A 23,490-nucleotide genomic window follows, 5' to 3' on the forward strand; every position below is an offset into this window, starting at 1 on the left:
TCGGGGTCTACTCACGAAGAAGTCGTTCAACGCCAAGCGGGTTCATTCTTTTGTTCATAGTCCTGGAACGCTTTCTGGAGACCGCCGATCACCTCGGCGGACGTCTCGAACATCGCCTTCAGCTGCGGCTCATCGACCTTCTCGATGTCCTCGCGAAGGTGCTGTTTCACCTCCTCCAATTTCTTCTGCATCTTCTGCGTGTGGTGGCGCGGATCGCGGTCGGCAGCGCTTGTCATGATCAATCTCCAATTTGTGGATCTCGGAGAACTCGGCCGGCTCTGAGGATCGCCAAGCGGGGTTTGCAGCGTAAACGGCTTGTCGATAGCTGTGGTTCCCGACTGTGTAGCGGTCTTCGTAGGCCTCAGCGCGCCGTTCTCGTTCTCAGCCGTCCGGTAGAGGCGGCTACAAGGCAGGTCGGAGAGGTCGCTTCCAATGAATTCGAGACGCGAGCAGTCGAAACGAGCCTAAATAAAGCTGAGAACTGATGGCGCCTCTGGCCAAGGACGGTAATCCACCACCTATATCCTACGCCGCGTCCGCGATCCATTCGAGCGAGGCGCCATGCGGGTCAGTCCAGGCTACAGGGGAACCGTTCGCAGACAGGAGGAAGCGGCCGGGCGGCCAGCTTGTTCCGGCGCGTGTTGCGATGGACGGGAAGACGCGAGGGAACTCGTTCGATACCCAATAAGGCGAGAGACGCATCGCCTGCTCGGCGAAAGCTTCTCTGTCACCAGGGTTGGAGACATAGTCGAGGACGGCTGTGTGAAAGATGACGAGTGTAGCGTCGTTTGGCGCTTCGTTGCAGAGTTGCACGAGGTCGCTCCCGCGCAGGTCGCCCTTCACCACCCGAGGCTTGACTGTGGCAGCGATCTTCAGGGCCGCCCGCAGATTGGCGAGCCGTGCTGTCTGTTCCGGCCAGACCAGTGTCTCAAGCCATGCGACTTGCGAGTCGTCCGAAGCATCTATCGGGCTCAGGTCCAATCCCGCCCGCCAGACGACTTGCGGCAAGGCCGTCGGCAATGGCGTTGTTTCGCTGGCGACGCATCGGAAGACAGGCGGCTCCAAGGCCATCGCGGGTGCGCGGATCACCGTGCGTCCGTAGTCATAGCCATAGAGGTCGGGCATGAGGCAGAGCCCTGCGGAGGTCCCGACCTCGATGAGGGCCAGCGGCTGCGGCAAACGCGCCAGGACGGGGAGCAGGGTGGCGCATCTTCCCGGCTCGTTGGTTTGCGTTGAGCGCTCGAGCATGAGCGAGCGGATAGCGTCGGGATTAGCCTGAAGCGCCTGGCGAAACTCAGTCCATCCTGTCGGCGTGCCGAACAGGTGACGCACCGCTGCAAGTAGAAGGTTCGGTTGCCGCTTTAGGTCCGGAAGGGTCGACAGGAAACCGAGCGCCTCCCGATCCCCAGCGACCGCCCGAGCCAACTCCTCGTAGAGCGGCGAGCGACCGCGAGCTTCCGTATCGGCGAAGCGAATATATCGGGCTGAGATCTCGGCCAAGCCCTCCTCGTCCATATCCGCTGATCCTCGGTCCCGACGTCTCATCACAGTACACGATCCACGGATCTTATTGGAGCCAGGCCCGGCGTTTTTGCACAAGCTTGACCCTCCGCGGACTTCCCGCAGTCGCCTACTTAACCGTTGCGCTAGGAGGCTGTGCGCAATCCAAAATTTGGGGAACAGTCCCTAATTGGTGTTTCACCCTATGGGTGCGGTCCACCATGTCTCCGGTATAAACCGTAACCTATGTGTCCAGAATGGACCCTTGAGATTTGGCGCACCCGACAGGATTCGAACCTGTGACCTCTGCCTTCGGAGAGATGCACTGTGCGTTTCCGAATAGTAGCGATAGAGATAATTGCAGAGACAAATCATATATTTACGCAATACCACCTTACGAGATACAATCCAATAGTTTCCTCTGAGTGCCCCTTGGCTGCTTCCGTAGTGCTTCCGCGGGGCTTCGAGTTGGTTGGAGCATTCGATGGCGAAATTGTCCAAACGTACGGTCGATGCGGCGGAGATAAGAAACAAAGAATACATCATCTGGGATGATGGCTTTCCAGGCTTTGGCCTTCGTATCTTCCCCTCCGGAAAAAAGTCGTATCTGTTCCAGTATCGGCATCATGGACGAACCCGTCGGATCGCTATTGGATCGTATGGGGCATGGACTCCTGACAAAGCCCTGAAGCGGGCAGTGAAGCTGCGCGACGACGTAAATGACGGTCGCGATCCATCTTCCGAACGCCACGCTATTTCCAAAGACATATCCGTATCCGCGCTCTGCGACATCTATCTGGGGACAGGGTGTGCGCACAAGAAACGATCAACCGTCGAAACGGATCGTGGTCGCATTTCACGCCATATCAAACCGCTTCTCGGCCATCTGCTCGTGAGAGCCGTTTCGTCGGCGGATGTCGAGGCATTCGTGAAAGCCATCGTTGCGGGCAAGACGGCGGGCGACCACAAGACAGGAAAACGAGGCCTCGCTAGAGTTCGAGGCGGTAGGGGGACGGCCACTCGCACCGTCGGGCTGCTCGGTGGTATTTTCACCTTTGCCCAAAAATCCAAGCTCCGATCAGACAACCCAGTACGGAATGTAACGACGCCCAAATACAGAAAACGCGAGCGGTTCTTGACGATCGAAGAACTTGGTCGGCTTGGGAAAGCGCTCAGTCATCCGGCCTCCATGGCAATGAATGCCAACGTCGTGCCTGTGATCAAGCTGCTCATCCTAACGGGCTGCAGGAAAAGCGAAATTATGAAGCTTCAGTGGTCTGAAGTGGACTTCGAGAACGGCTATCTCGATCTCGCCGATACCAAGACTGGAGCACGGAAAATTCCCTTAAACGATCAAGCGCTTTCGATACTTCGCAGCCGGCCCATCGTGGCGGGAAATCCGTACGTGTTTCCCGCAGCGTCGGGCTCGGGTCATTTCACCGCATTACAGGATGGTTGGCAGAGAGTTCGGGCTGCCGCTGACTTCCCCGATGTACGGATCCACGATCTGCGACATTCATTCGCAACGATCCTTGCAAAGGACGGCAATAGCCTGCTGATGATTGGAAAGCTCCTTGGGCACCGAGACCTGCGAACCACGCTGGTTTATGCTCATTTAGTAGATGAATCCCAACGTGACGCATCGCAGCGCGCCGGGCGGACCATTGCAGCAAGTTGGATTGGGGAAAGCGACCAGGGAAATGACCAAAAGTCCTGAATTTCCTCAAGCCTTTCAGGCTCTATCACAGCCAATATTTCGTCCCCATGAGCGACTGGCCGCCTTTCGCGAGTTTTACGAGGCGGGGGTGATGCGAGCGCTCCAAGACGCGCTGACCTTTTGTGATGAACTCGCAGACGAGGAAAGCGGCGTAACTGTCCCAAGGTGGATTTTAGCGGCTGCACGTGATCTTGTTATCGAACGCATAGAGAAGGGAAAAACCGTAGGAAAAGGTAAGCATGGAAATGACTCGGCAGTATACTTCGACCATCAAAAACACCTTTTGCGATACCTACGCGTTCGAGCGTTGATGAACACGGGTGTCACACTGGAAGACGCCTATCAACCAGCCTCTGAGGGCCTAAAGGGGACATCCGCCGAGGGCGGGGAGGATACAATTCGCACATCATATAAGAAGGTGCAAAAGGCGCTAAAGGACCCCAAGGAGGCGATGAGGCTATACCCCTACCGTGGCTTCGTCGTAGACTAAGCGAGGCCAACTTATCGCCGGATTAGTTAGTCTCGAAATCACTGGTCGTTTGAGGAATCCTCCTGACACTCGATACCGAGAAAGGACCTCAAATGCCCCAAGATGTGTTTATTCGTCCCGACAAGGCCGCGCATATTTTGCACTTGTCAGTCTCCAGTCTCGCCAAAATGCGGGTGCGTGGGGATGGGCCCCCATACGCAAAGTCGGGGCATAAACTCGTCCTCTATCGTGAGTCCGACCTGTATGTGTGGCTGTCTGCGCGCGTGCGTTCGTCAACATCGGAGCGTGTGACGCCGAGATCCGGGCCATGAGAATTGCTGAACTCGCGAAACGTCTTGGCGGTGACGTGAACGGCCGATGGATCAATATCCCCGGGCCTGGCCACAGCAGGAGAGATCGCTCTCTCGGCATATTGCTAGATCGAAAGGAGTCTAACGCCTTACGCATTCACAGCCTCGCTGGCGATGATCTTGCCGATTGCCGCGACCACGTGCGGGCACGACTTCAGGCAATCTCGAAAGACGGATCATTCCATGTCGATGGAGACGCTGGAGTCGATGACAAGGCAACACCATGGCGTGGGCGGATATTTTCCGCACTGAAAATATGGGAGCAATCTTTCCCGCCACATGGAACGGTAGTTGAAGCCTATCTCGCCACTCGTGGCTGCGTGCTCTCACCCTCCATCATCGCGGCTGAGACGCTTCGCTTTCACCCGTGCTGTCCGTTTGGGCCTGGAAATGAGCTTCCGGCGATGATTGCTTTGATGCGCGATGTGATAACCGGTGAGCCAAGAGGCATCCACCGGACCGCGTTGAAAGAGGACGGCACGGGCAAGCGAGCCATGCCTCGAGGCTCAAGTCCTAAGATGATGCTGGGCATTGCATCGGGCGCGGCGATCCGCCTTCAACCCGCGTCCTCATTGCTTGGAATCGCCGAAGGTATCGAGACTGCGTTCAGCGCCTCTAAAATCTTCGGCGTCCCTGTCTGGGCACTCATGTCAGCAGGCGGCGTCAGCTCCTTACCTGTGCTGAACGGGTTAAGGCGGCTGATCGTCTTCGCCGACCATGACGCAGCGGGTTTGCAGGCCGCTCGGCGGTGCGCCTGGCGACATGCGAAGGCGGGCACCGACGTGGAAGTTCGATACCCGCCCACCCTGAATTCCGATTGGAACGCCTATCAGCTGGTCGAGAGCGCGTGAGATGCCGCTGAAAATAACCAAGAAAAGCTCAACGGCACCTGGTGAAGCTGGAGGCTCCCATGGGCCGTCCGATGGGAAACCTGGCATCGTTCTCAGCTTTCCCGCCGGCGCGTCAAAGGACATATCCGAGCTGACTGAAGACTGGGTTGCCGATGACTTCGCGACCCGTCATAGCGACAACCTTCGCTACGACCACACTCTCGGCAAGTGGTTCATCTGGTTGAACACACATTGGAGAGAAGACGGCACCAAACTCGCATTCCATTACGCCCGCGAGCTGTGTCGGCTGCATCGAGGGGGCCAAACCCGGATGGCGTCCAAGAAAGCCGCTGAAGGGGTGGAGCATATGGCACGCGCCGATCCGCAGCTGTCGGTAACGGCCGAGAAATGGGACCGGAATCCCTTATTGCTAGGTACGCCCGGTGGGACCGTGGATCTAAAGACTGGAAAGCTAAACGAGGCCAAGCGCGACGATTACATCACCAAACTCACAAGTGTAGCACCCGCGACAGATGGCACACCATGCCCCACGTTCAGCAAATTCTTGTCGGAGGCCACGGGGGACGACCAAGCGCTTCAAAGGTTTCTGCAGCAGTATGCGGGCTACTGCCTCACCGGGGTCACCACCGAGCAGGCCTTGGTTTTCATCTATGGCGCCGGTGGAAATGGTAAGAGCGTGCTGCAAACCGTGATCTCAGAGATAGCGGGTGAATATGCTAAGACTGCAGCTATGGAGACGTTTGCCGCGACACGAAACACACGGCATCTGACTGAACTCGCAATGCTACATGGCGCACGAATTGTCGGCGTTTCTGAGACTGAGAAGGGGCAAGCGTGGGCAGAGAGTCGTATCAATCAGCTAACTGGCGGAGATCCCGTAACAGCGAACTTCATGAGGCGTGATCATTTTACGTTTACTCCAGTCTTCAAGTTCATCATCGTTGGCAACTATAAGCCGCAACTAGGAAACGTAAACGACGCCGCCCGCCGACGCTTCAACATCGTTCCATTTCTTCATAAACCGACAAAACCTGACCGAGCGCTGGTGACCAAGCTCAGGGCCGAGTACGCAGGAATTCTGCGCTGGATGATCGCTGGCTGTCTCGATTGGCAAGCTAACGGGCTAATCAGACCAGACGCGGTCCTACAGGCGACCGAAGATTATTTCGACGAGCAAGATTTAGTTGGCCAGTGGATTGCGTCCGGGTGTGAAGTTGGAGCTGACAAGAAGGCTTCGGCGTCCACGCTCTTCAACTCCTGGAAGGCATTCGCGCTGGATCACGGCGAACAACCCGGCTCTTCGAAAACATTCGGTTCGGCTATAACCCAACGCGGCTACTCGAAGACAAAGAGCTGCGTAACGATGTACCTTGGTATTCAACCGAAATCGACGCCGAACTCTAACGCTCTCGGCTCCGAAGGAAAAGGATGATGGGCGGATTGGGAGGATCGGGAGGATCGGCTGTATGGCCTTCCACCGAGCAGATAGTAAGTGTTTCTGGGAACCGTGGCTGTAGCAGTGCGCAGTGAGACGATGCTCCCAATCCTCCCCAACGGTGGGACATAAAATTAATTCGAAATCCCCGGGCGAACGAACTGGGAAGGGCGACCGTTAGATTGCCACCCGGATCGCCACCGGGACAGTGCTGGCTAACCACGAATGGCGTGAAGAACGCTGGAATTAGCTGAGAAGAACCGGTAGTCAGCCGCGTGGTGTAATTAATTACATTTGGGCGACATCCGGGGTGGAACGTAGATTGCGGTTTTTGGCCTGCTTCCTGAGGACCGGCGGAAAAGCTGTCAGGCCCACCTCAAGCAGCATCCGCCGAAATGGTAGGACCGGACAGCCATACGGTCGCTGTAGACGAATGGCTGTGCGCGGTTACTTACGCACCTTGCGTGACCAGTGGGCACGTTTGCTGGCGGGAACATGCCCAGGGACACTGAGTCCCCGGGGACACGATCCGCGACAGGACCCCCAGGCAATGCGGAAGGGGGTTGGTTCAGCCAAAATAACCAAGATACCTCTGTACCATCAGGCGCTTAGGGCAGAACACGTCAGACGGGGTTTGCTCGCCTTCGAATCTGGGGATTTGCATGACATAGCCGGACCAACTCGACCTCCATCGAAGCAGGCGCCGAAACTTTCGCCGGCGGGACAAGATTTTTGTCCTTCACTGTCCTTCCGGGGTAACCCCCTCGACAATAGCCGCTTTGAGTCGAACTTTGCCGTTCGAGTCGGGCGGCCGGAACGGGCAGGTAGCGCCAATAGCGGTCATTGGGAGTAGAGGGTTGCGTTCCCAGGACAATCCCCGCGCGGTACCATGCGGTGACCTTTCAAGAGACAGAAGCGCCCGTCCGCGGTGCCCGCTCACCAGAGCTGTGGTCTCCTCCTGGCGTCAAGTCGCCACTTCAGTTCAACGTTGATCACGCAGGTTTAATCCCCTCAACCCACGTCATTGCGTCCCGCACGCAGACGACGGTTCGGTGCTCCACGATAGAAGAGCGTCGACTACGGCCTTCGCGGCCGTTCGCGGGACTCCTGTGGCAATAACGTCGTCCAAAGCTTCATCAAGGATACTCGCGATGTTGCGGACGGCATCTTCAAACTCGGGTTCCCCGGCACAGCCGTCAAAGAACACAAAGGTGTTGCGCTGGGACTGAAGCTTCGCTTGATGCAGGGCTGAACGAGACGTCAACCCACGGGGCTGCGCTCGATCGCACAGGAACGCCGGTTGCGCGCGCGATTATTCGCGAGAACTGTCCCGGCCCTGCGCCAAAATCGATAGCGCTTTCACCTGCGCGGAAATTTGCCGGGGCAAGGCATCGCTGTGCAGCCTGCGCCACCCATTGAGGCTCACGTTTCTGCGCGCTATCCTACTGTGCCTTTTTCTTGCACTCTTTGTGTTCGTTTTCCACTTTTGCACCGCCTACCCCGCCAAGCGCCCCGGCAATGAGCATGCCCGCAATTTGTACGCCAAGTGAAGCGCCGCCGGTCGAAATTGCGAGGCCGGCCGATAGTACTGTACCTATGACGGCGGCCCAGCCGGTTTTGCGGTCGCTGTCACACTTTTCCTTGCTAGTGCCTCCGGCTTGCTGAAAAATCAGCCTGGGTTTAGCTCGATCTCCGTCCGCTCCACTGTTTGCCAATGCACTCAACGGATCACGCAGTCCTTCGAATTCTTTGAGCGCAGAAGTTATTGTATTTGTGACTTCTTCAGGGATATTGCCGGAGAACGACTTCTCCATTGGATCCACAACGCCAGCGAAATTTGCGAGCCTTGTCTCGACTGAGACTGGACAGACGCGCGATGTAAGATCGTGGTAATGCAGGCTGACGAAGTCGTTCCTGGAAAAGAATCCGGCCCGGAACGAGGACATTCCGTCGGTCCATTCGAAAACTAAACGAGCGTTGGTTTTGCCATTGCTGCGGGCCTCGACTATCGCCTTTGGGCTTGCGCCATCAGAAGGCCGACCCGGCAGATCCACCAAGTCCACCGATAATCCAGTCAGCGGCTCGTCAAGCTCCTCCAATGTCAAAGCAGATGTGGACTCTTCGAACGCATACTTCTTGGCACCGATCATTTGTTCGCTCATAGCGATCCTCTATGGTTAGCGGTGACGAACGCTCCCAATTGCGATAGAGAGCCATTAATGCTCTCCGTCGCGGTGAGAAGCAAGTTGGGAGGTTGGTCAACCACGCCTTGAAAGAGAACCTCACAATGGCGGGCAATTGAGCCGCGACGACAACTGTCCCAGGAATGTCACCGAGCGGGTCGAATTTGCCCTTGCCTGACGCTGAATGCGGCGCGAGACTGCTGTTGGAACGCGCCCAATCCGATGTTCCGGTGTTGACCGTTGGTCGGGTGCTCGAGGAGGAACGAGAGATGGAACTGCTTCCAATACGGGGATTTGAGTTAATCCCGAAACGCTGCGACGATGAGGCGGCCGCCGAGATCGACGTGCCGTTCGAACTCGACTTGGACGATGGCGACCGGATCTTAGCGACGATCGCCAAAACCGGTACCGTGCAGATCCGGGCCGTCGAGCCGGATAAGATGTTCGTCCTCGGGACCGTCATCATCGAAGGTTTCACCCCCGAACAGGCGCGGGCCATCGCCAAGGGCTTCTGGGGTCGGGTGTGGGCGCGCATTAAGGCGGCCTTTCGCGCCGTATTGGACGCGATCACGTTCGATGGCGGCCCTTATCTAGGCACGTGCAGGGCCGACGTACAGGTCACCCATGTAGACGGCGTGCCCGTAGGGGCGACCGTCGGAATTAAGTGCACCCAATAGATCGGCCGCTCCTGTACGTGTCGGAAAGGCTCTCACCGCCTCCTAGTCGATGAGGTGGGGCCCACTTTTTGCCGGAGGTCTTCAAGTCCATCGTTGCTGCGGGGATTGAGTGCTATCTCGACAATCACCGACACTGCTAGAAGTGGCGGGTAACCAATCCCAGGCGTTTGCCTTCGGCGACGAAAGCTATCGACGCGTGGGCGTCAAGCAGACCCTCACATGATTGTGGAAACCCTCGACTGATAAGCAAGGTCAACCTGTCGTGGTCGGACACGTTATGAATGGCGGCTTTGGGTCGATGCCAATGGCATTTGCATAGAATGGCATTCCGCGAAGACCCTAAAAATGAATCCTGATTCCACACAATGCGCTACCATGGAACGGGATTCTATCATCGGCGCCGACCCCGCGGTGCGTCGGACTTTTTCAACAATATCGGTCAGGATTTGCCCACGCTCCAGCATCAATGAAGGTCCGTCAGGTGGCCGTTTCTTGCCATTCTGAGCGGACGCCAAGCGCCATGAACTAAAAAAAGCGAATAATAACATTGTACATAGGTGCAATTCACCTACGCTCATAGTGGGACTGAAGTTCTCAGCTCTCCCCTTGAACCTTCAAGGAGGAAGACAATGAACGGTCCCGATATCCTCGCCACCTTACGCGCCGATCTGGCGCGACAGGTACAACACTACACCCCCCTTTTTCCAGACCCCCTCGATGTCTCGCCCTGGCTGGCAATGGCCTCGCTACAGAAGGCGATCCGGCGAGGGCATCGGCAATTCGCATTGCAGGCTGCCGCCACACTGCTCCAGCAGTCCCCGGACAAGTTGTGGCGACGGGTCGGTTCGATAGCGTTCGAGGATATCGGGGTCGCGGACCTCGACACTATCAGCCTCGTGACGGCGTCACTTGCCGGGAAGACGTTCCGGGCAAAGATCGGCGGTGAATGGTTGGTCGCGAGCTACCTCGTCGAGCGTATGTGCCTTGCACCGAAATGCCGCGCTGCTGACGATCTCCTCATGGTCGCCGAGCGTCATCCTATCTACGAGAAAATCAGGCTAGACTTGACCTATGCAACGATCCCGGAACTGCTGCGGATCGCAGACAGCAATGCCCCGCTGGCGAAGCGAGCCTTGGCACTTTGGTACGCCGTGGGGACTGACCGTTGCCCGTCGCCGTATCTGCGGACAAGAAGGGGCGATCCACAGACGGTCTTCGACGCGATGTGCGAAGCCGGTCATCCCCACACCTTGGTCGAAGTTGCGAGGGAAGGGTTCCGCCGGACTAGCCAGGTCCTCTGTCCCCTAGTTGTCCTGATTTCGACGCTGAAGCCGGTCCAGCCAACAGCAGTCGAGGATGACGACTTTCCGCCCGAGACAATGTGTGGCCCCGTACCGAGTTGGGCCTTGGATCGATATTCGAGGGAGGGACGGCGTGCGCTGCAAAGGTTGCTTAGTCGCGATTATCAGACGGCCCGATGGGTCCGTCAGCACATCCCGTCATCGCAGCAGGTCAACTTCCTCGGTGACATCCTATTTGCAGTCGAAGGGGAGCGTTTGCGGAAACACTATCGGTGGCCCGTGGCGGACGAACTGCGACGATCCTGGGAAATCGAATGCCAAGGGCCACACTGTCTCAACGCTACCGAAATCATCTCACTGCTTCGTGCCGATATCTGGCTCCTGAACGAGGAGCGCCAACATGTCCTATAGCCGTCTAACTCGTGATAATCCCCTCTTATCGCGATCTAAAATCGACGAACCTGATCTCACGGAAGGCCAACAGTTGCCGGCGGACAAGCGCGTTGGCGATTGTGAAATTAACTTCACTCTGTCGGAAAAGGTCGCTGCATACGTCGAGCAGGGATTGGCGGCCAATACGAAACGTGCCTACGCTACCGATCTGGCACATTTTGAAGCCTGGGGCGGGAGTATCCCTGCAACCGATGCGGCGATTGCCAGCTATCTCGCGGAGCATGCGGAAACCCTGTCGGTCGCAACGCTTTGTCGGCGTCTGGCAACGATCTCCAAGGCGCACACTGCGAAAGGGCTGATCAGTCCAACGTCATCGGAGCTCGTCAGAGCGACCATCAGGGGGATCAAACGCAGTCGCGGAACCGCTCAAGCTGAAGCCAAGCCCCTCCTGCGTAATGACTTGTTCGCAGTGCTGGAGCGCATGGGTGACGACATCAAGAGCATCAGGGATCGAGCATTGCTTCTGATCGGCTTCGCGGGTGGATTTCGACGATCTGAATTGGTCGGCCTCAACGTCAACGATATCGAGCATGTCCGACAGGGCATCGTCGTCTTGTTGCGCCGATCCAAGACGGATCAGGAAGGCAACGGGCGCAAGATTGCCATCCCATTCGGACGAACGCGCTGGTGCCCCGTTACCGCTCTCGATCAATGGCTGTCTAGAGCCGCTATTGATGCCGGGCCAATATTCCTGGGTGTCAACCGTCACGGTCATATCAGCAAACGACGGCTGTCCGGTGAGGCCATATCGCTGGTCATCAAGGAACGGGTAGCGTCGTCAGGCTTCGAGCCGTCCCGCTATTCCGGCCATAGTCTTCGGGCTGGCTTTGCCACCAGCGCGGCCATGGCTGGGGTTTCAACATGGAAGATCAGAGCACAGACGGGTCACGCATCTGAGGCGATGGTCGGGCGGTACATCCGTGACGGTGACATGTTTGCTGGAAACGGTGCCGGGATGCTCCTCTGACTTCTTGTTAGGGCTTGAGCACGAAAACCTTCTCGACTTTGCCGACCAATGCTAGAGAAATTGGCATTGGAACACGACAACGTTGCGGGGAAACCCCGGCCTGCAGGCGCGGATAAACTGGGCATGGATACCCTCACTCCTAAGGAACGCAGCGCGCGCATGGCGCTGATCCGCTCAAAGGACACCCACCCAGAATTTGTTGTAAGGCGTTTATTGCATGCAGCCGGTTACAGGTTCAGGCTTCATGTTCCAGGGCTTCCTGGCAAACCTGATATAGTTTTCTCACATCGCCGCAAAGTTGTGTTCGTGCACGGGTGTTTCTGGCACAACCATGAGGACTGCCCTGTGGGGCATGTACCAAAGTCCAGAGGGGAGTTCTGGCGAGCTAAGTTCGAGCGCACCAAAGAGCGCGACCGCAAGAACGCACTCGCGCTTGAGGCTTTGGGATGGGCAGTTGCTGTCGCTTGGGAATGTGAGACGAGAGACCCACTTCGGCTTCTTGAAACGCTTGCCGCTTTTCTTGGTCCTCCGGCCTCCGCGAATGGGCCTGGCGCCCAGACCCTACCTACGCTATTAAGCAGCGGGGACTGACGAAGTGAGGGGAACCAGAGATGCAGGTTGACGGGCGGGGAACCGACGCACCAGGCAACCAGCAGTCACCCGTGTTCATTGATGTTTTTGCTGGCTGTGGCGGCCTTAGTCTCGGGCTAATGCGTGCCGGCTGGCGAGGTCTATTCGCGGTGGAGAAGGACGCAATGGCCTTCGCCACGATCGACAAGAACCTGATGGGCAACAATTCCCGCTTTCATTTTGAGTGGCCCGAATGGCTCGACAGGAAGGCCACGACGATTGAGGATCTCATCGCTTGCAATGGCGATAATTTGCGCGCTCTACGAGGAAAGGTCGACCTGCTGGCAGGGGGACCTCCATGTCAGGGCTTCTCAAGCGCCGGTAGGCGGATGCGCCAAGACCCACGCAATGCCATGCTTAAGCGCTATCTCGAGTTAGTAGAACTAATCCATCCTCGGATTCTGGTGATCGAGAATGTCCCAGGAATTACCTACGATTTCCAAGCTGACCAACCCGGAGAGCCACGACGTAATTTTGCCAACGAACTGAAGGCGATGCTCGAGCCGCGTTACAATGTCCAAACGTCGTTCCTTGCAGCACCCGACTTCGGGCTTCCTCAGGTAAGGCGACGCTTTTTCCTGGTAGGACTTGCGAAAGACGCTTCTTTCCCCCGCGAAGCTGAGGTCTTCACGATGCTGGCCTCAAGTCGAGAGGCTTTCTTGTCCGCTCGCGGGCTTACAGCGAAGACAAGTGCCGCAGATGCTATATCAGACCTACAGGTAGCGTTGTTCGGCACGCGCCCTAGCCCTGATTCAAATGGTTTCGAGGCAATCGTCGCGGGACCGCCTACTTCGCCATATCAAAGGCTGATGAAGGATGGGCATGTTGGACCGGTCCCGGACACCCGGCTTGCACGTCATTCCGCGGAGATCAAACACCGTTTTGAACTCATCACTCATGCTTGCAGCGAAGCGGACCGGCGGCACGTACAGCTCTCCGCCTCCATGCGAAAGGATTTCGGACTTAAAAAGAAAGCGACTAGGGTGATGGATCCGAGCAGACCCTCGCCGACGATTACAAGCATGCCGGACGACCTTATCCACTATTCCGAGCCACGAACGCTGTCAGTGCGAGAGAACGCAAGACTTCAAGGATTTCCTGATTGGTTCGGCTTCGCCGGCAAGTATACAACTGGCGGCGATCGGCGAAAGATGGAAGTGCCGCGTTTCACCCAGGTCGCCAACGCGGTACCCCCATTATTGGCTGAAGCGATCGGCGAGGTTCTTCTTGCGATTGCAACAAAGCAAAAGCAAAGAAGAGCGGCCCCTGTCCTCATCAAGCAGGCAGAGCCGACCTTCTAGGCTTACTCCTACGGGGGGAGACCGAGACAGCATCGTGAACCGCTAGCATACGCACAACATCGAATTCGAATTCGCCCCGGTCAAGCGTTGCGGTCGGTCGAGCCGCGAAGGCGCACAGCTGTTCACCTCTTAGCCCAATTGCAGTTCCGTGCTTCCATGCCGCCTCAAGAAACACCTGCAGCGCTTTGCCCGTCCTCGATGCGAGAGGTGTCAACGGAAGAACAAAACGGATGATGGGCTCGCTAGCCGACGATGCCGCATCCTCCTCTACCAAGACTACTATTCCTGGCCGGCCGGCCGGCTCGAAACATAAGCAACCCGTCCTCTGATCGATGCGGAGATCCAAACCGGCTTCAGTCGCGCGAGCACGCAGGATAAGCTCGTGAGGCTTCGGCGGAAGGCGCCGTTCTACAAGTATCTTGCCATTCAAAAGGACCGCGTCTCGACCCTCGAAACTCGAAGTCAAAGTGCGAGCGCTGAACCCTAGCTCGAATGTGTGTACGCCTAAGCCTTCCGCAATCTCAAGCAATGTATCCAACTGATCGCAATCGGATTTCAATGGAGCTTCAAGGCGGGCGAGGCCATCGAACGCTCGCGCTGCGACCGTAGCGAGCGCTTTTACGCGGACGCCCGCACCAAGCGACTGGTCGAGCGATGCGGCGGCACGTGCATCGGGGGCAAGCAGAACTGCCAGCGCTGCCCGCTGCCCCAGTCGGCGCCGGTCATCTAGCGGCGGGGGATCAACCAATGCCTTCACGACTTTTCGACATGTTTCAACCCAAGCAATTACCGCGTCGCGTTGGTCGGGTGTGATCCGTTCTTGAATTCGCTCGGCAACTTCGGACAGCACGTTCGTCTTATCAAACCCACGGCCTGCTCGCCTCAAGGAGGTGACTTCAACCACAGTGCCCCAGATAGCTTGGTCAACCGCCTCAGCCTCGGGATGTATCGCACCTAGTAACGCGGAGGCCATTGAATAAGCCGCCCGACCGCCTGTAGGGACTGCAGCGAGATAGGTAGCAAGCTCGCTATCGAATCGGCCACTCCTGGCAAGATCGCAGATCCCCGCGGCCCAGCCACCGTACCAGTCTAGCTCAAATCTACGAGAAAGAGGGCTGACGTCGTTCCCAGCAATCGGCTGCAGGGTGGCAGCCTCCGTACCTTTAACAACAGGCACTTGCCCGACCCGGCATGGCACCAAGCCGACGGGTACGTCTGGAAAGGCAGCGTACGAAGCGTTGAAATTCGCCAAGTCATCTGCCGAATGAAATATTGCAGCTGCAACGTCGCATACACGGCGAAAACCTTCCAAGTGCACGAGTTCGCCATCTTCAGCCCTCGGTATCCCTTGCCTTAACTCAAGTACTACCTTCGGTCCGGGATCTCCATACTCGAGTGCCCATTCGGGTACGCCGCCGGCAAATGCGACGATGCCGAAACCTACTAGCGCCTGCACGTCCCTAGCAGCGTCGTCACGCAAAGGCGTACCGAGGTACGCAGATGTTAGTGCGAGCGCCCAGTTGTCCGCATGCATCGGTACAAACAGCTGGTGTCCACGCCCCTCCACCTCGTCACCGTCCGGGTTAATCACGCTGCGACCCCTTCCAGTATCCGCCGAGGTTCGATCCATTCCACATGTTCAAGAAGGCGTTCGGCGTGACCATCGATGCTACCCAGCCCAGCGTAGGCGCATAGACCGGCATCAGGCGGCGGCAGCAGGGCTATCCCCGCAGGCAGGTCGTGGGAGGGGTCGAGATCAGCGGCAGCGAGGAAAAGCTCCTCACGAGCCCGCGAGGACATGACGTAAAGCGCCATCCGTTCGTTCAATCCGCCGGAACCATCCAGATCGATTCGCTCGAGGCCTAGGAAAAAAACAATATCGAACTCAAGCCCCTTTGCCGACCTCTCATGCAACACAGTAATCGTGTCAGGCGAGTCGAAATCCAGCATGTCAGCGGTGCGATTCTTGTCGCCGCTGATATAGACCTGCACCTTCAGCTTTGTTCCTTCTATCCGCGTTTTGATTTGGTTATAGGCCCGCGTGACGGTCGATTTCGGTCCGTGCACGATGACTCCAGTCTGTCGCCCTGGGCTCGCCTTCACTTTTCTTGCGATAAAGTCAGTCAGGTCACGATCATTGGCGGTAAAAATCACGGTTGGAATCTCTCCGCGCCGTTCCGGCAATTCGGCCAACCCGCTCGCGTTGCCTACTTGGAAGTGGGCAGCCATGCAGGCGATTTCACGAGTGTTCCGGAAATTCTTGCGCAAGGTGAAATTGCGGTCTTCCACCCCTTCAATGAACAGATTCTTCCTGATTGCCGCAGTCTCACTGTTGGCTTCAATTTGCAGGCGTTGATTGTCGTCGGCAAAGACAGTGATCCGACCATGATGTCCATGGCGCGACAGCGCCGACGCGATCAGGCCAAGCGCCATGTACATGTCCTCAGGAAAGTCCTGACCTTCATCGATAATGAGGTGGCCCCAGTCGAACTTGGACCCGGCTCCTGCGGCGATTTGGGACAAGGCTGTTGCACACAACTGCTTCCAGTCGATGTGGTAACGGTCCACTGGATCGGTCGGCATCCACTTGCGCGTCGCGCCAAGCCACCACTGCCGTCCCCATTTGTGCATGGTCGACACGCCAACGCCGCTAATCTGCTCAGGTTCACCTGAAGCATATTTCATGAGAACACTGTTGAACATGATGACTTGCGGAACCTGGCCGAGCTCCAGCGCCTTCCTCGCGCGATGAAAGGCCATGATGGTCTTCCCGGTTCCAGGCGCACCGACAACCGTGATTGCCCCGTCGTTAGGGGCCTCGGCATAGACCCGGCGTTGCTCACGGTCGAGGTCAGAAAGCGAAGGAAAGCGCATCTCAGGCCGCGAGGATCGATTGAAAGAAGCCGAGCGGCTCGCGCACGCCGCGACCATTTTCCTTGCCCCTGCCAGACACAAGCACTCTGTCGAGCAATACATTCGAGCAGGTACAACTCGTCTCGGCAACCAGTGAACAAGCGTGGCAAGCCGCGCGGTTAAGCCCGTCAAGGCCTTGAGCCTCAAGTTCGCGGCATACCGGATCACCCGAGCACCACTCACTGCGCGACACGGCCCTGTACGTGACTTCCGCAAACCGGCCGGGTGATCCCAACTCCACCAACCCGCCCATTGACCCCTCGGAATCTGAGTCAGCCGTATACACGAGGACACCGGCATACAGATTGTTCAAGGGGCCGCAGTAGATTCGCTCGCGCAGCGATGTTGAGGAATAGCCGCAGTCAAACGAGAGTTGGTTTACGAGTAGGTGCGCGAATGTATGCACCATCACGAACACCGGGTTTGCCTCAAACCCCATTCGCATCGGCAATCCAGCCTGTTCCGCTGCACGGAGTTGCTGTTCCGTAAATGCAGTAATTTCGACCTGATTTGTAGAGAGCCACTTTTGCAGCGCGGGCTTCGAGAACTCTACGAATATGCCCTCGCCCAAAACCTGGGTTGCAGGCAGCCAGATAGGGCTAGGACGGTTCAAGCTGGGTGTAATGGATGCCGCTTCGTCGCCTGGCTTGCGGCGCTTAAAGCTGCGAAACGCGCGTACCTCTCGAAGGCGCTCGACCTGCACCACCTTCTCGAACAATCGGTCGAGACCGTACCTAGCACCTGGAGGGCCAGGCCTCGTCTTGAGCCAACGCCCATCGATTGGTGTTGAACTCGCCAAAATAGGGAACTCTTCGTCCAGGATTTCTCCCTGACTGACTTCGGTAGGAAGGTCACCGCCGCTTTCAACAGGAGCTCGCTTGCGCATAACCTCTGCTGTGAAGACCTTAATCGCCAGACCCGTGTCAATCGCCAGACGCTCAGCAATTTTGGCAACGGGATCCGTCAGTGTTGACTCAAGGCCAGCAGGTAAGCTCACAGCTACATCCACCAGGGATGCAAATACGCTATCGGCCTTCAACGTTGCCACGCTGCCTGTTTCGCTGGAGTCGGCCGCGATATCGAGTGCCGAAATCACCGACGCGTAATGAAGCGCGCTCGATCCCCGAGGCTCCATCACAAGCGGATACGGTCGCCTCTGTGGATCGGTCGGATTCACGCACCCCTGCGGCTGCTCGCCGGGTTGCCTGCCCTCGCATTTCTGCGGTAGCGGCCCGTCGCTAATACCTTCGAGTGTAGCGCGGGACCCGCAGTTGCACCTTATCTCCATGCTGGAGAAGTCGCCCCCGCTCTCGCCCGTAACTACGAACGACAGCTTGGCCACGTTGCGCGCGCATTGCCCATGTTGCGCCTTCTGCTGCCGCCGGTGCGCCCAGAAGTACCAATCGATCTCCTCCATATGACCGCCATCGCACAATGCGACGAAGCGCATGGGCACAAGCCTCTGCTCTCGGCACGCAGTCTTTGAACAAGTAGGCATCGGCAGCGGATCACCCGGCTTGTCCGTTTTGTCCCGCTCGTGGCTCCAGTAAACCATCTCCCGGCATGATGTGCAGAAGTGCCACCGAGGAAAGCGCGACACGGAAACACCGTGGATAGGCCGCTTCAGCTCCATCCCAGGACGCATGCGGTCTGTCAAAGCGGGCAGTTGGATATCCTCAAGGTTGCCCTGTTTACGCCAACTCCCGGTACCGCGGATGAAGAAGGACTGCCCGTCGACTTCACACAAAGCCCCAGGGCCAAACGGACTGATAAGTTGCGCGGTGCGAATAGAAGGCCTGCGCATTCCCTTAACCCTCCATCGTAATTTCGCGGTCGACGTGCCGCATTGACTGGAGCGTATGCCAGCCGACATTGTTGCGCTTCTGGTCTCCGAAACGCACCAACAGCGCCGGGAACGATTGCTTGGGCGCGACGACATAGCCGAGCCCGCCAGACCTCCGCCCCTCCTCCGCCCATTGCTTCCAGCACTCGACCCGTTCCTCGAGCGCAGTAGCAAGCCGCTCCCGTTCCTCATTTTCCTCGGGCGCGTCGTACGCTTGCCTTAAACGAAACAGAAGGGCCTCTATCCGGCTCGCTGTCGCCGCTATGGCCGGGTCGAAGTTCGCCGCCTGAAAGTTCTTACCCAAACCTGCACCATGACGCACGACCGTTACGAGGGCAGCGTGAAGAGCGCGCTCGATCGCGGGGATAGCACCGGGGGTGACGCTCGTCGGCTCGACGAAACTGTAAAACTTCTCGTGGTAATCCCTGAAGCTTTCATAATGCGACCGGTCACGTGGCTTGCTTGGCGAGTAGCAGGTGACGACGATTCCAGGGACGGCGCCACGGCCTACACGACTGGTCGCTTGGATGTACTCGGCCGTCAGCTTGGGCTGGCCATTGACGAGCATGAGCCCTAAACGGTCGATGTCGATACCAACTGAAATGATACTGGTGCACGGGGCGATGTCGACCGCTGGAACCTGAGCGGTGTGATGGCGGCGGAGCATTTGGCGCGCCTGTGGGACTGGTACCTCGGAATGCGCCTTCAATTCCAGCACCTGGAATCTCGTCTGACGTTCGTTCGCCTCTGCCTTCGCATAAACCTTGAGGCGGGTAGGGATTTCGTCCCTCGTTGCGTTAGCAATGCGGCCCAGTTCGCGCTTGCTGTTATGGTAGGCGACAAGCGTCCAGAACGCATCGATCTCGCGATCGTCTAGCTTACCCTCTCGCCCAAGGGCGTGCACTACCTGCAGCATGGCCGCCATTGTCCAGGACACTGCGATTGTTGAACGCACTCCCTGGCCCATCACGCCCACGTAAAGTCGCGACCGCGCCTCATTGCCAACATCCAGCTTCGAGAAAAATGAGTCATCGGCGCGGATGCCAGGCGATGGGAATACAGCCGTCCTGCGCCCGTAAATCCGACGACACTGCGCGGTGGCGTTCCTTATTGTCGCGGACGAAGCAATAACTTTTGGCCTGTGCCCGTCCACGCTAGACATCACAGTCTCGAAGGCCGCCTCGTAGATGCCCGCCAGCGTTCCCAGTGGACCCGAAATCAAATGCAGTTCGTCCTGGATCACCAGGGATGGCGGCAACCTATTTGTGCCGACACCGAATAGCCTTCCTCCCTTCTCGTTCCAGGGAACCATCGCAAACTTATCAATTGTACCGAGCAGGAAGGACGGCAGCTTCTTGTAAACCATCTCGTCCACAAAATGGATCGGTAATCCGCTGTGGAACGCACAGTCTTCGTCCGGGCAAAAGGTCATGAAGTCGTTGGCACTTGCTCTGAAACCGTAAAATGAAACGTCGGGGGTCCCATCAGGCTTAATTTGCCGCTCGTTTGGCACGAGGAGTGTGCCGCAAGACGGGCAGCTTTCGATCGGAAACGGGTTGACGGACCGCGGCTCACGCGCCTCCAGAAGTTCCATGTATTGCTCATGCGCCCCCGTGCTCATGCTCGTCGTCACGAACTTGTTCGGGCTCACTTCACCTCCCACGAACAGGCCAATCGAAAATTCCTCCGAACCCAGCGAGTTGTCGCCGCCATCGGCCAGTTCTTGCCGGAGGACTTCGAGCGCGCAGACCATTCCGGCGGTGCGTTGGAACTGATCCGCAGTGAGGAAGCGAAAAGTATAGCGATTCAGCACCCCAATGCCGCCACCCTTAGCCCCCTCAACAAGCCGCCGGCGGATAAGTTCGAAGGCAGCCGCCAGCAAGTAGGCCTCGGTCTTGCCACCACCAGTAGCGAACCAGATCACGTCGACTAAGCCGCGATCCTCATGCTCTGTTTCGAATAACGACGGCAAAATCTGGAGAAAGAAGGCTAGCTGGAAGGGTCGCCAACGTGCCGTCGTGTTGGCGAAATAATTGATCGGCGCAGTCTCAGCTGTTCCAAGGGGAAATGGCCCCTGCAGCCCGTCACGTCGGCCGGCGCCGTTGGCGCGTGCAGCATGGCACATAGACATCAGCATCGCGCGATTGGCGAGGGTAAAGGCACGATGAGCAATAGAGTTCGTGCGCAGCAGTTCTAGCCCAGCCTGCATCCGGGAGAGGCTTGCCCGGCAGCGTTCGACGATTCGCGCGCCGTCGATTTGCAAGCTCACCTCCACAGGCACTTCTGCCTGCGCGTCAATCCATTCGCTGTACAGCGCAAGCAGGTCGCTAAGGCGTTGTCCCAACTCAACGGCGCCAAGTTCACCGGACGCGAGCCGATGCAAATCGAACACAGATGGATCACTAAACACCTTGGCTGTGCCGTTGGCCACCACTTCGAGCCGATCAAAGAGCGGTCGCCAAACATGTGCGCGCGGAAGCGACTCCGTACGCACTAAAACGCAGGCACCGTCCAAGAGGGTCCAATCGGTGGCGGTGCCATGCCCAGATGCAAACGGGCGTTGGTCGCCATAAATGATCCGTAGCTCCCTCTCTTCATCGGACGGAGGGACGTAGCGTGTAGACGGATATGGCAGGATGCTGCCTTCGACAGGCCGACACTCTAGGCTGACCTGAAACAGCGCCTTCGTAATATCGGGTCGTCCCTCGCTCTCCTCAGTGTTGCTGAGGCTGATCGTGAGGAGGCGCGATCCGTCGGCCAAACCCCTGTCCAAAACCTCGATTTCAGCGTGCCCTTCGAGTGTTGGTTTGCGCCTAAGTCCTCCGGCGCCCACGCGCTCGACCACGGTCTCGAGGGGGCGTCGCTTCCATCTTCGCTCGCGCCCTTCGATGCGCTCATGCTCGTCATAGACGGCTCCGCGCGGATAGATCTCGACGATCGCATCTGCCGAGACACAGATGGAAAGCCCCATGGACGCTGGTAGGATAGAGTTCGCCATGCTTAGGGGATCATCAGGGTCAGTCGCCTCATCATCCACCTCCGGCTCCTCGTCGGACCCAATGTCGGGGCGCTCGGCTGTGGCCTTGGGGTATAAAATGCCCATCATGTACGCGAGGCTGAGACGATTCTCGATTAGCTCGCATTCAAAGCCCTTGTCAGGGTCGGGCACACCGAATCCTGGCCCGACAAGCATCGCCCTGACCTCGTCGACGATTTCTTCTCTCGCCGCCATCAGTTTCCGATCCCTTCCATTGCGATACGAGCGGCCAGCCGCGCTAGTGCCTCACCGTCCTGGCGGCTACATACAGCCGCCAATGTATGGTTTGCGCGAGAGAAGGCGCGATATAGTCGCCCCCGCACCTCCTCGTCGCCACCTTCGCCCACCCCGGCGAGGCATACGAGTGGCCGCTCCAACCCCTTGAAGTCCTCAACCGCAGCAACAACAACAGCATCCCGACGCTTGCCATTTGGTCGCGCCTCTAAAGGCTCGGCTCTGATCCCGGCCTGGCCCAAGACGGCGGCGACCGGCGCTATGTCTTCCCGGCTGGGCACGAGGACAGCGATGTCGGATCGTTGCGCACCGCCATCGCCTCGCATCCAGCCCTTTATGACCACAGCGGTAGCTGCGGCCTCGCTGCCCCTGGCGCATTCATGAAAGACAACCTGACTGCCCTGACCGCGCGGCGCCGGGCTGCCTGTGTCGGCCCCTACGAATCTCGCGATCACTTGGAGTATTTCGGGGGCATTGCGCACGTTCTGCCTAAGGCGGCACTTGGTCCCCAATCCTTCAAGGTACTCAAGTACATCGGGATCCAGCGGATGGGTCGCCGAAACCTGACGGTTAGGGTCGCCGAACCAGCGCCAGCGACCCTTCTCCATCCCTCTCTCGATTACGCTGTCCAGAATGTCTATCGTTTCGGCCTGACAAAGGTCCTGACCCTCGTCGACAACAAGCGATTGCCACCTAGCTCCGCGCGCAGCGAACACCTGCGGCAGATTGTCAAACGGGACGATCGACACACCGGCCGGAACCTCGCCAGCGCGCAGATACTGCACGAGGTAATGGCTGCGAGTCGTAAACAGCACGTCTAGCCCAGCGGCCGCGTCGTATCTCGCGCAGGCCATTGCGAGAAACGTCTTGCCTGTGCCGGCACCGCCCCTCACGAGGATACGTTCATTTTCTTGGATGTCGTCCAGCCGCTCGTACTGTTCCTTCGTCAGGGCGGCCAAGTCCTGGCCGAACTCCTCGACCCTAGTGGCGAGCGGCGGCACCTGCTCAAAGTTGGGGCGAAGCGCAGCGGCAATCTCCCCCAAAACCGATGGCGGGAGGATAGCAGGCCTACTTCGTACCCGCCCTGCCCAATGCTCTAAAACGCGGCGCAGATAGGCTCCGAAGTTATTGTGGCCGGTGCAAGCGTCCTTATAGGCTGTGATCTCATCTGGCTGGTCAGGCAGTTGAGACCGGGCGTCGTGAACGAGACGGGGCACGTCCTTGAAAACGACGCCCCATCCCATGGGCACACGTTTGAGCTTATCTTCAAACCGGGGAAATAGATAATTGTCGCGAAGTGCATAGAACGCGGTCTTCGCCTGGACCGCAGGGCTCTCGTTCTTGGTCGTAACCTTACCTGTCCGGTCCTGAAACTCCCATACGCCATTGCGGCAGCTAACCCTTCCACCTTTTACCTCAAGGAGGAGGATCCCCGCCGGGCAGAGGATGATGAAATCTGCCTCGGCCCAACGTTTATATTGGTGGAGCGGAAGATTGAGTGAGTGAAGCGCAACCGAACCTGGCCCGAGGTCGATTTGCTGCAACATCTCATAGACAGCACGTTCGGCTGAACTATTAACCTGCAGCAATTGTGATGGCGACACCTTC

16 protein-coding genes are annotated in these 23,490 nt (G+C 57.8%); 9 read left to right on the forward strand and 7 right to left on the reverse strand.

Annotation, left to right across the window (positions count from 1 at the left end; genetic code table 11):
- Nucleotides 1–26 precede the first annotated feature (26 nt).
- A complete protein-coding gene (locus tag NKH83_RS08615) occupies nt 27–236 on the reverse strand; it encodes a hypothetical protein (RefSeq protein WP_352474763.1) in 210 nt (69 codons plus the stop codon).
- Nucleotides 237–525: 289 nt separating this feature from the next.
- Nucleotides 526–1,515 (reverse strand): DUF2332 domain-containing protein, encoded by a 990-nt coding sequence (locus NKH83_RS08620; RefSeq protein ID WP_352803269.1) that lies wholly within the window; start codon nt 1,513–1,515, stop codon nt 526–528.
- Between the two features lie 469 nt (nt 1,516–1,984).
- On the opposite strand from NKH83_RS08620, the gene NKH83_RS08625 reads away from it, so the two are divergent.
- The 4 genes from NKH83_RS08625 (at nt 1,985) to NKH83_RS08640 (ending at nt 6,340) form a co-directional block, all read left to right on the forward strand.
- The gene (locus tag NKH83_RS08625) at nt 1,985–3,217 is read left to right on the forward strand and encodes a tyrosine-type recombinase/integrase (protein WP_352803272.1); all 1,233 of its coding nucleotides are present in this window, start codon (nt 1,985–1,987) and stop codon (nt 3,215–3,217) included.
- A 91-nt stretch (nt 3,218–3,308) separates the two neighbouring features.
- Nucleotides 3,309–3,707: a hypothetical protein gene (locus NKH83_RS08630; protein ID WP_352803275.1), complete on the forward strand. Its 399-nt coding sequence runs from the start codon at nt 3,309–3,311 to the stop codon at nt 3,705–3,707.
- Nucleotides 3,708–4,014: 307 nt separating this feature from the next.
- The gene (locus NKH83_RS08635) at nt 4,015–4,908 is read left to right on the forward strand and encodes a DUF7146 domain-containing protein (RefSeq protein ID WP_352803278.1); all 894 of its coding nucleotides are present in this window, start codon (nt 4,015–4,017) and stop codon (nt 4,906–4,908) included.
- A gap of 1 nt (nt 4,909) precedes the next feature.
- Nucleotides 4,910–6,340: a phage/plasmid primase, P4 family gene (locus NKH83_RS08640; RefSeq protein WP_352803281.1), complete on the forward strand. Its 1,431-nt coding sequence runs from the start codon at nt 4,910–4,912 to the stop codon at nt 6,338–6,340.
- A gap of 1,445 nt (nt 6,341–7,785) precedes the next feature.
- On the opposite strand, the gene NKH83_RS08645 is transcribed toward NKH83_RS08640, so the two are convergent.
- Nucleotides 7,786–8,505, reverse strand: a complete 720-nt coding sequence (locus tag NKH83_RS08645; protein ID WP_352803284.1) for a hypothetical protein — start codon at nt 8,503–8,505, stop codon at nt 7,786–7,788.
- A 224-nt stretch (nt 8,506–8,729) separates the two neighbouring features.
- Between NKH83_RS08645 and NKH83_RS08650 the strand changes: the two genes are divergently transcribed.
- From NKH83_RS08650 to NKH83_RS08670, 5 genes are all read left to right on the forward strand, one after another.
- Complete coding sequence (locus NKH83_RS08650) at nt 8,730–9,203, forward strand: hypothetical protein (RefSeq protein WP_352803287.1); 474 nt, start codon at nt 8,730–8,732, stop codon at nt 9,201–9,203.
- Nucleotides 9,204–9,832: 629 nt separating this feature from the next.
- Nucleotides 9,833–10,915 (forward strand): hypothetical protein, encoded by a 1,083-nt coding sequence (locus NKH83_RS08655; protein WP_352803290.1) that lies wholly within the window; start codon nt 9,833–9,835, stop codon nt 10,913–10,915.
- A complete protein-coding gene (locus NKH83_RS08660; protein WP_352803293.1) occupies nt 10,905–11,924 on the forward strand; it encodes a site-specific integrase in 1,020 nt (339 codons plus the stop codon). The genes NKH83_RS08655 and NKH83_RS08660 overlap by 11 nt, the downstream gene beginning before the upstream one ends.
- 123 nt (nt 11,925–12,047) lie before the next feature.
- Entirely contained in the window at nt 12,048–12,515 is a 468-nt protein-coding gene (locus NKH83_RS08665; RefSeq protein ID WP_352803296.1) for a very short patch repair endonuclease, read from the forward strand.
- A gap of 20 nt (nt 12,516–12,535) precedes the next feature.
- Nucleotides 12,536–13,855 carry a DNA cytosine methyltransferase gene (locus tag NKH83_RS08670; protein WP_352803299.1) on the forward strand — a complete coding sequence of 440 codons (1,320 nt, stop codon included), beginning with the start codon at nt 12,536–12,538 and terminating at the stop codon, nt 13,853–13,855.
- A 1,587-nt stretch (nt 13,856–15,442) separates the two neighbouring features.
- Here NKH83_RS08670 and NKH83_RS08675 read toward each other — a convergent pair.
- From NKH83_RS08675 to NKH83_RS08690, 4 genes are read right to left on the reverse strand one after another with little or no spacing between them, the layout of a single operon-like run.
- Nucleotides 15,443–16,786 (reverse strand): AAA family ATPase, encoded by a 1,344-nt coding sequence (locus tag NKH83_RS08675; protein ID WP_352803302.1) that lies wholly within the window; start codon nt 16,784–16,786, stop codon nt 15,443–15,445.
- Nucleotides 16,731–18,641 (reverse strand): DrmB family protein, encoded by a 1,911-nt coding sequence (drmB, locus tag NKH83_RS08680; protein ID WP_352803305.1) that lies wholly within the window; start codon nt 18,639–18,641, stop codon nt 16,731–16,733. The genes NKH83_RS08675 and drmB overlap by 56 nt, the downstream gene beginning before the upstream one ends.
- Nucleotides 18,577–21,843, reverse strand: coding sequence for a hypothetical protein (locus tag NKH83_RS08685; RefSeq protein ID WP_352803308.1), 3,267 nt, complete (start codon nt 21,841–21,843; stop codon nt 18,577–18,579). The genes drmB and NKH83_RS08685 overlap by 65 nt, the downstream gene beginning before the upstream one ends.
- Entirely contained in the window at nt 21,843–23,486 is a 1,644-nt protein-coding gene (locus tag NKH83_RS08690) for a nuclease-related domain-containing DEAD/DEAH box helicase (protein WP_352803354.1), read from the reverse strand. Before NKH83_RS08690 ends, NKH83_RS08685 begins: the two co-directional genes overlap by 1 nt.
- Between the last annotated feature and the right edge of the window lie 4 nt (nt 23,487–23,490).

This window comes from Mesorhizobium sp. M0909 (assembly GCF_040319515.1).
GTDB lineage: Bacteria > Pseudomonadota > Alphaproteobacteria > Rhizobiales > Rhizobiaceae > Mesorhizobium.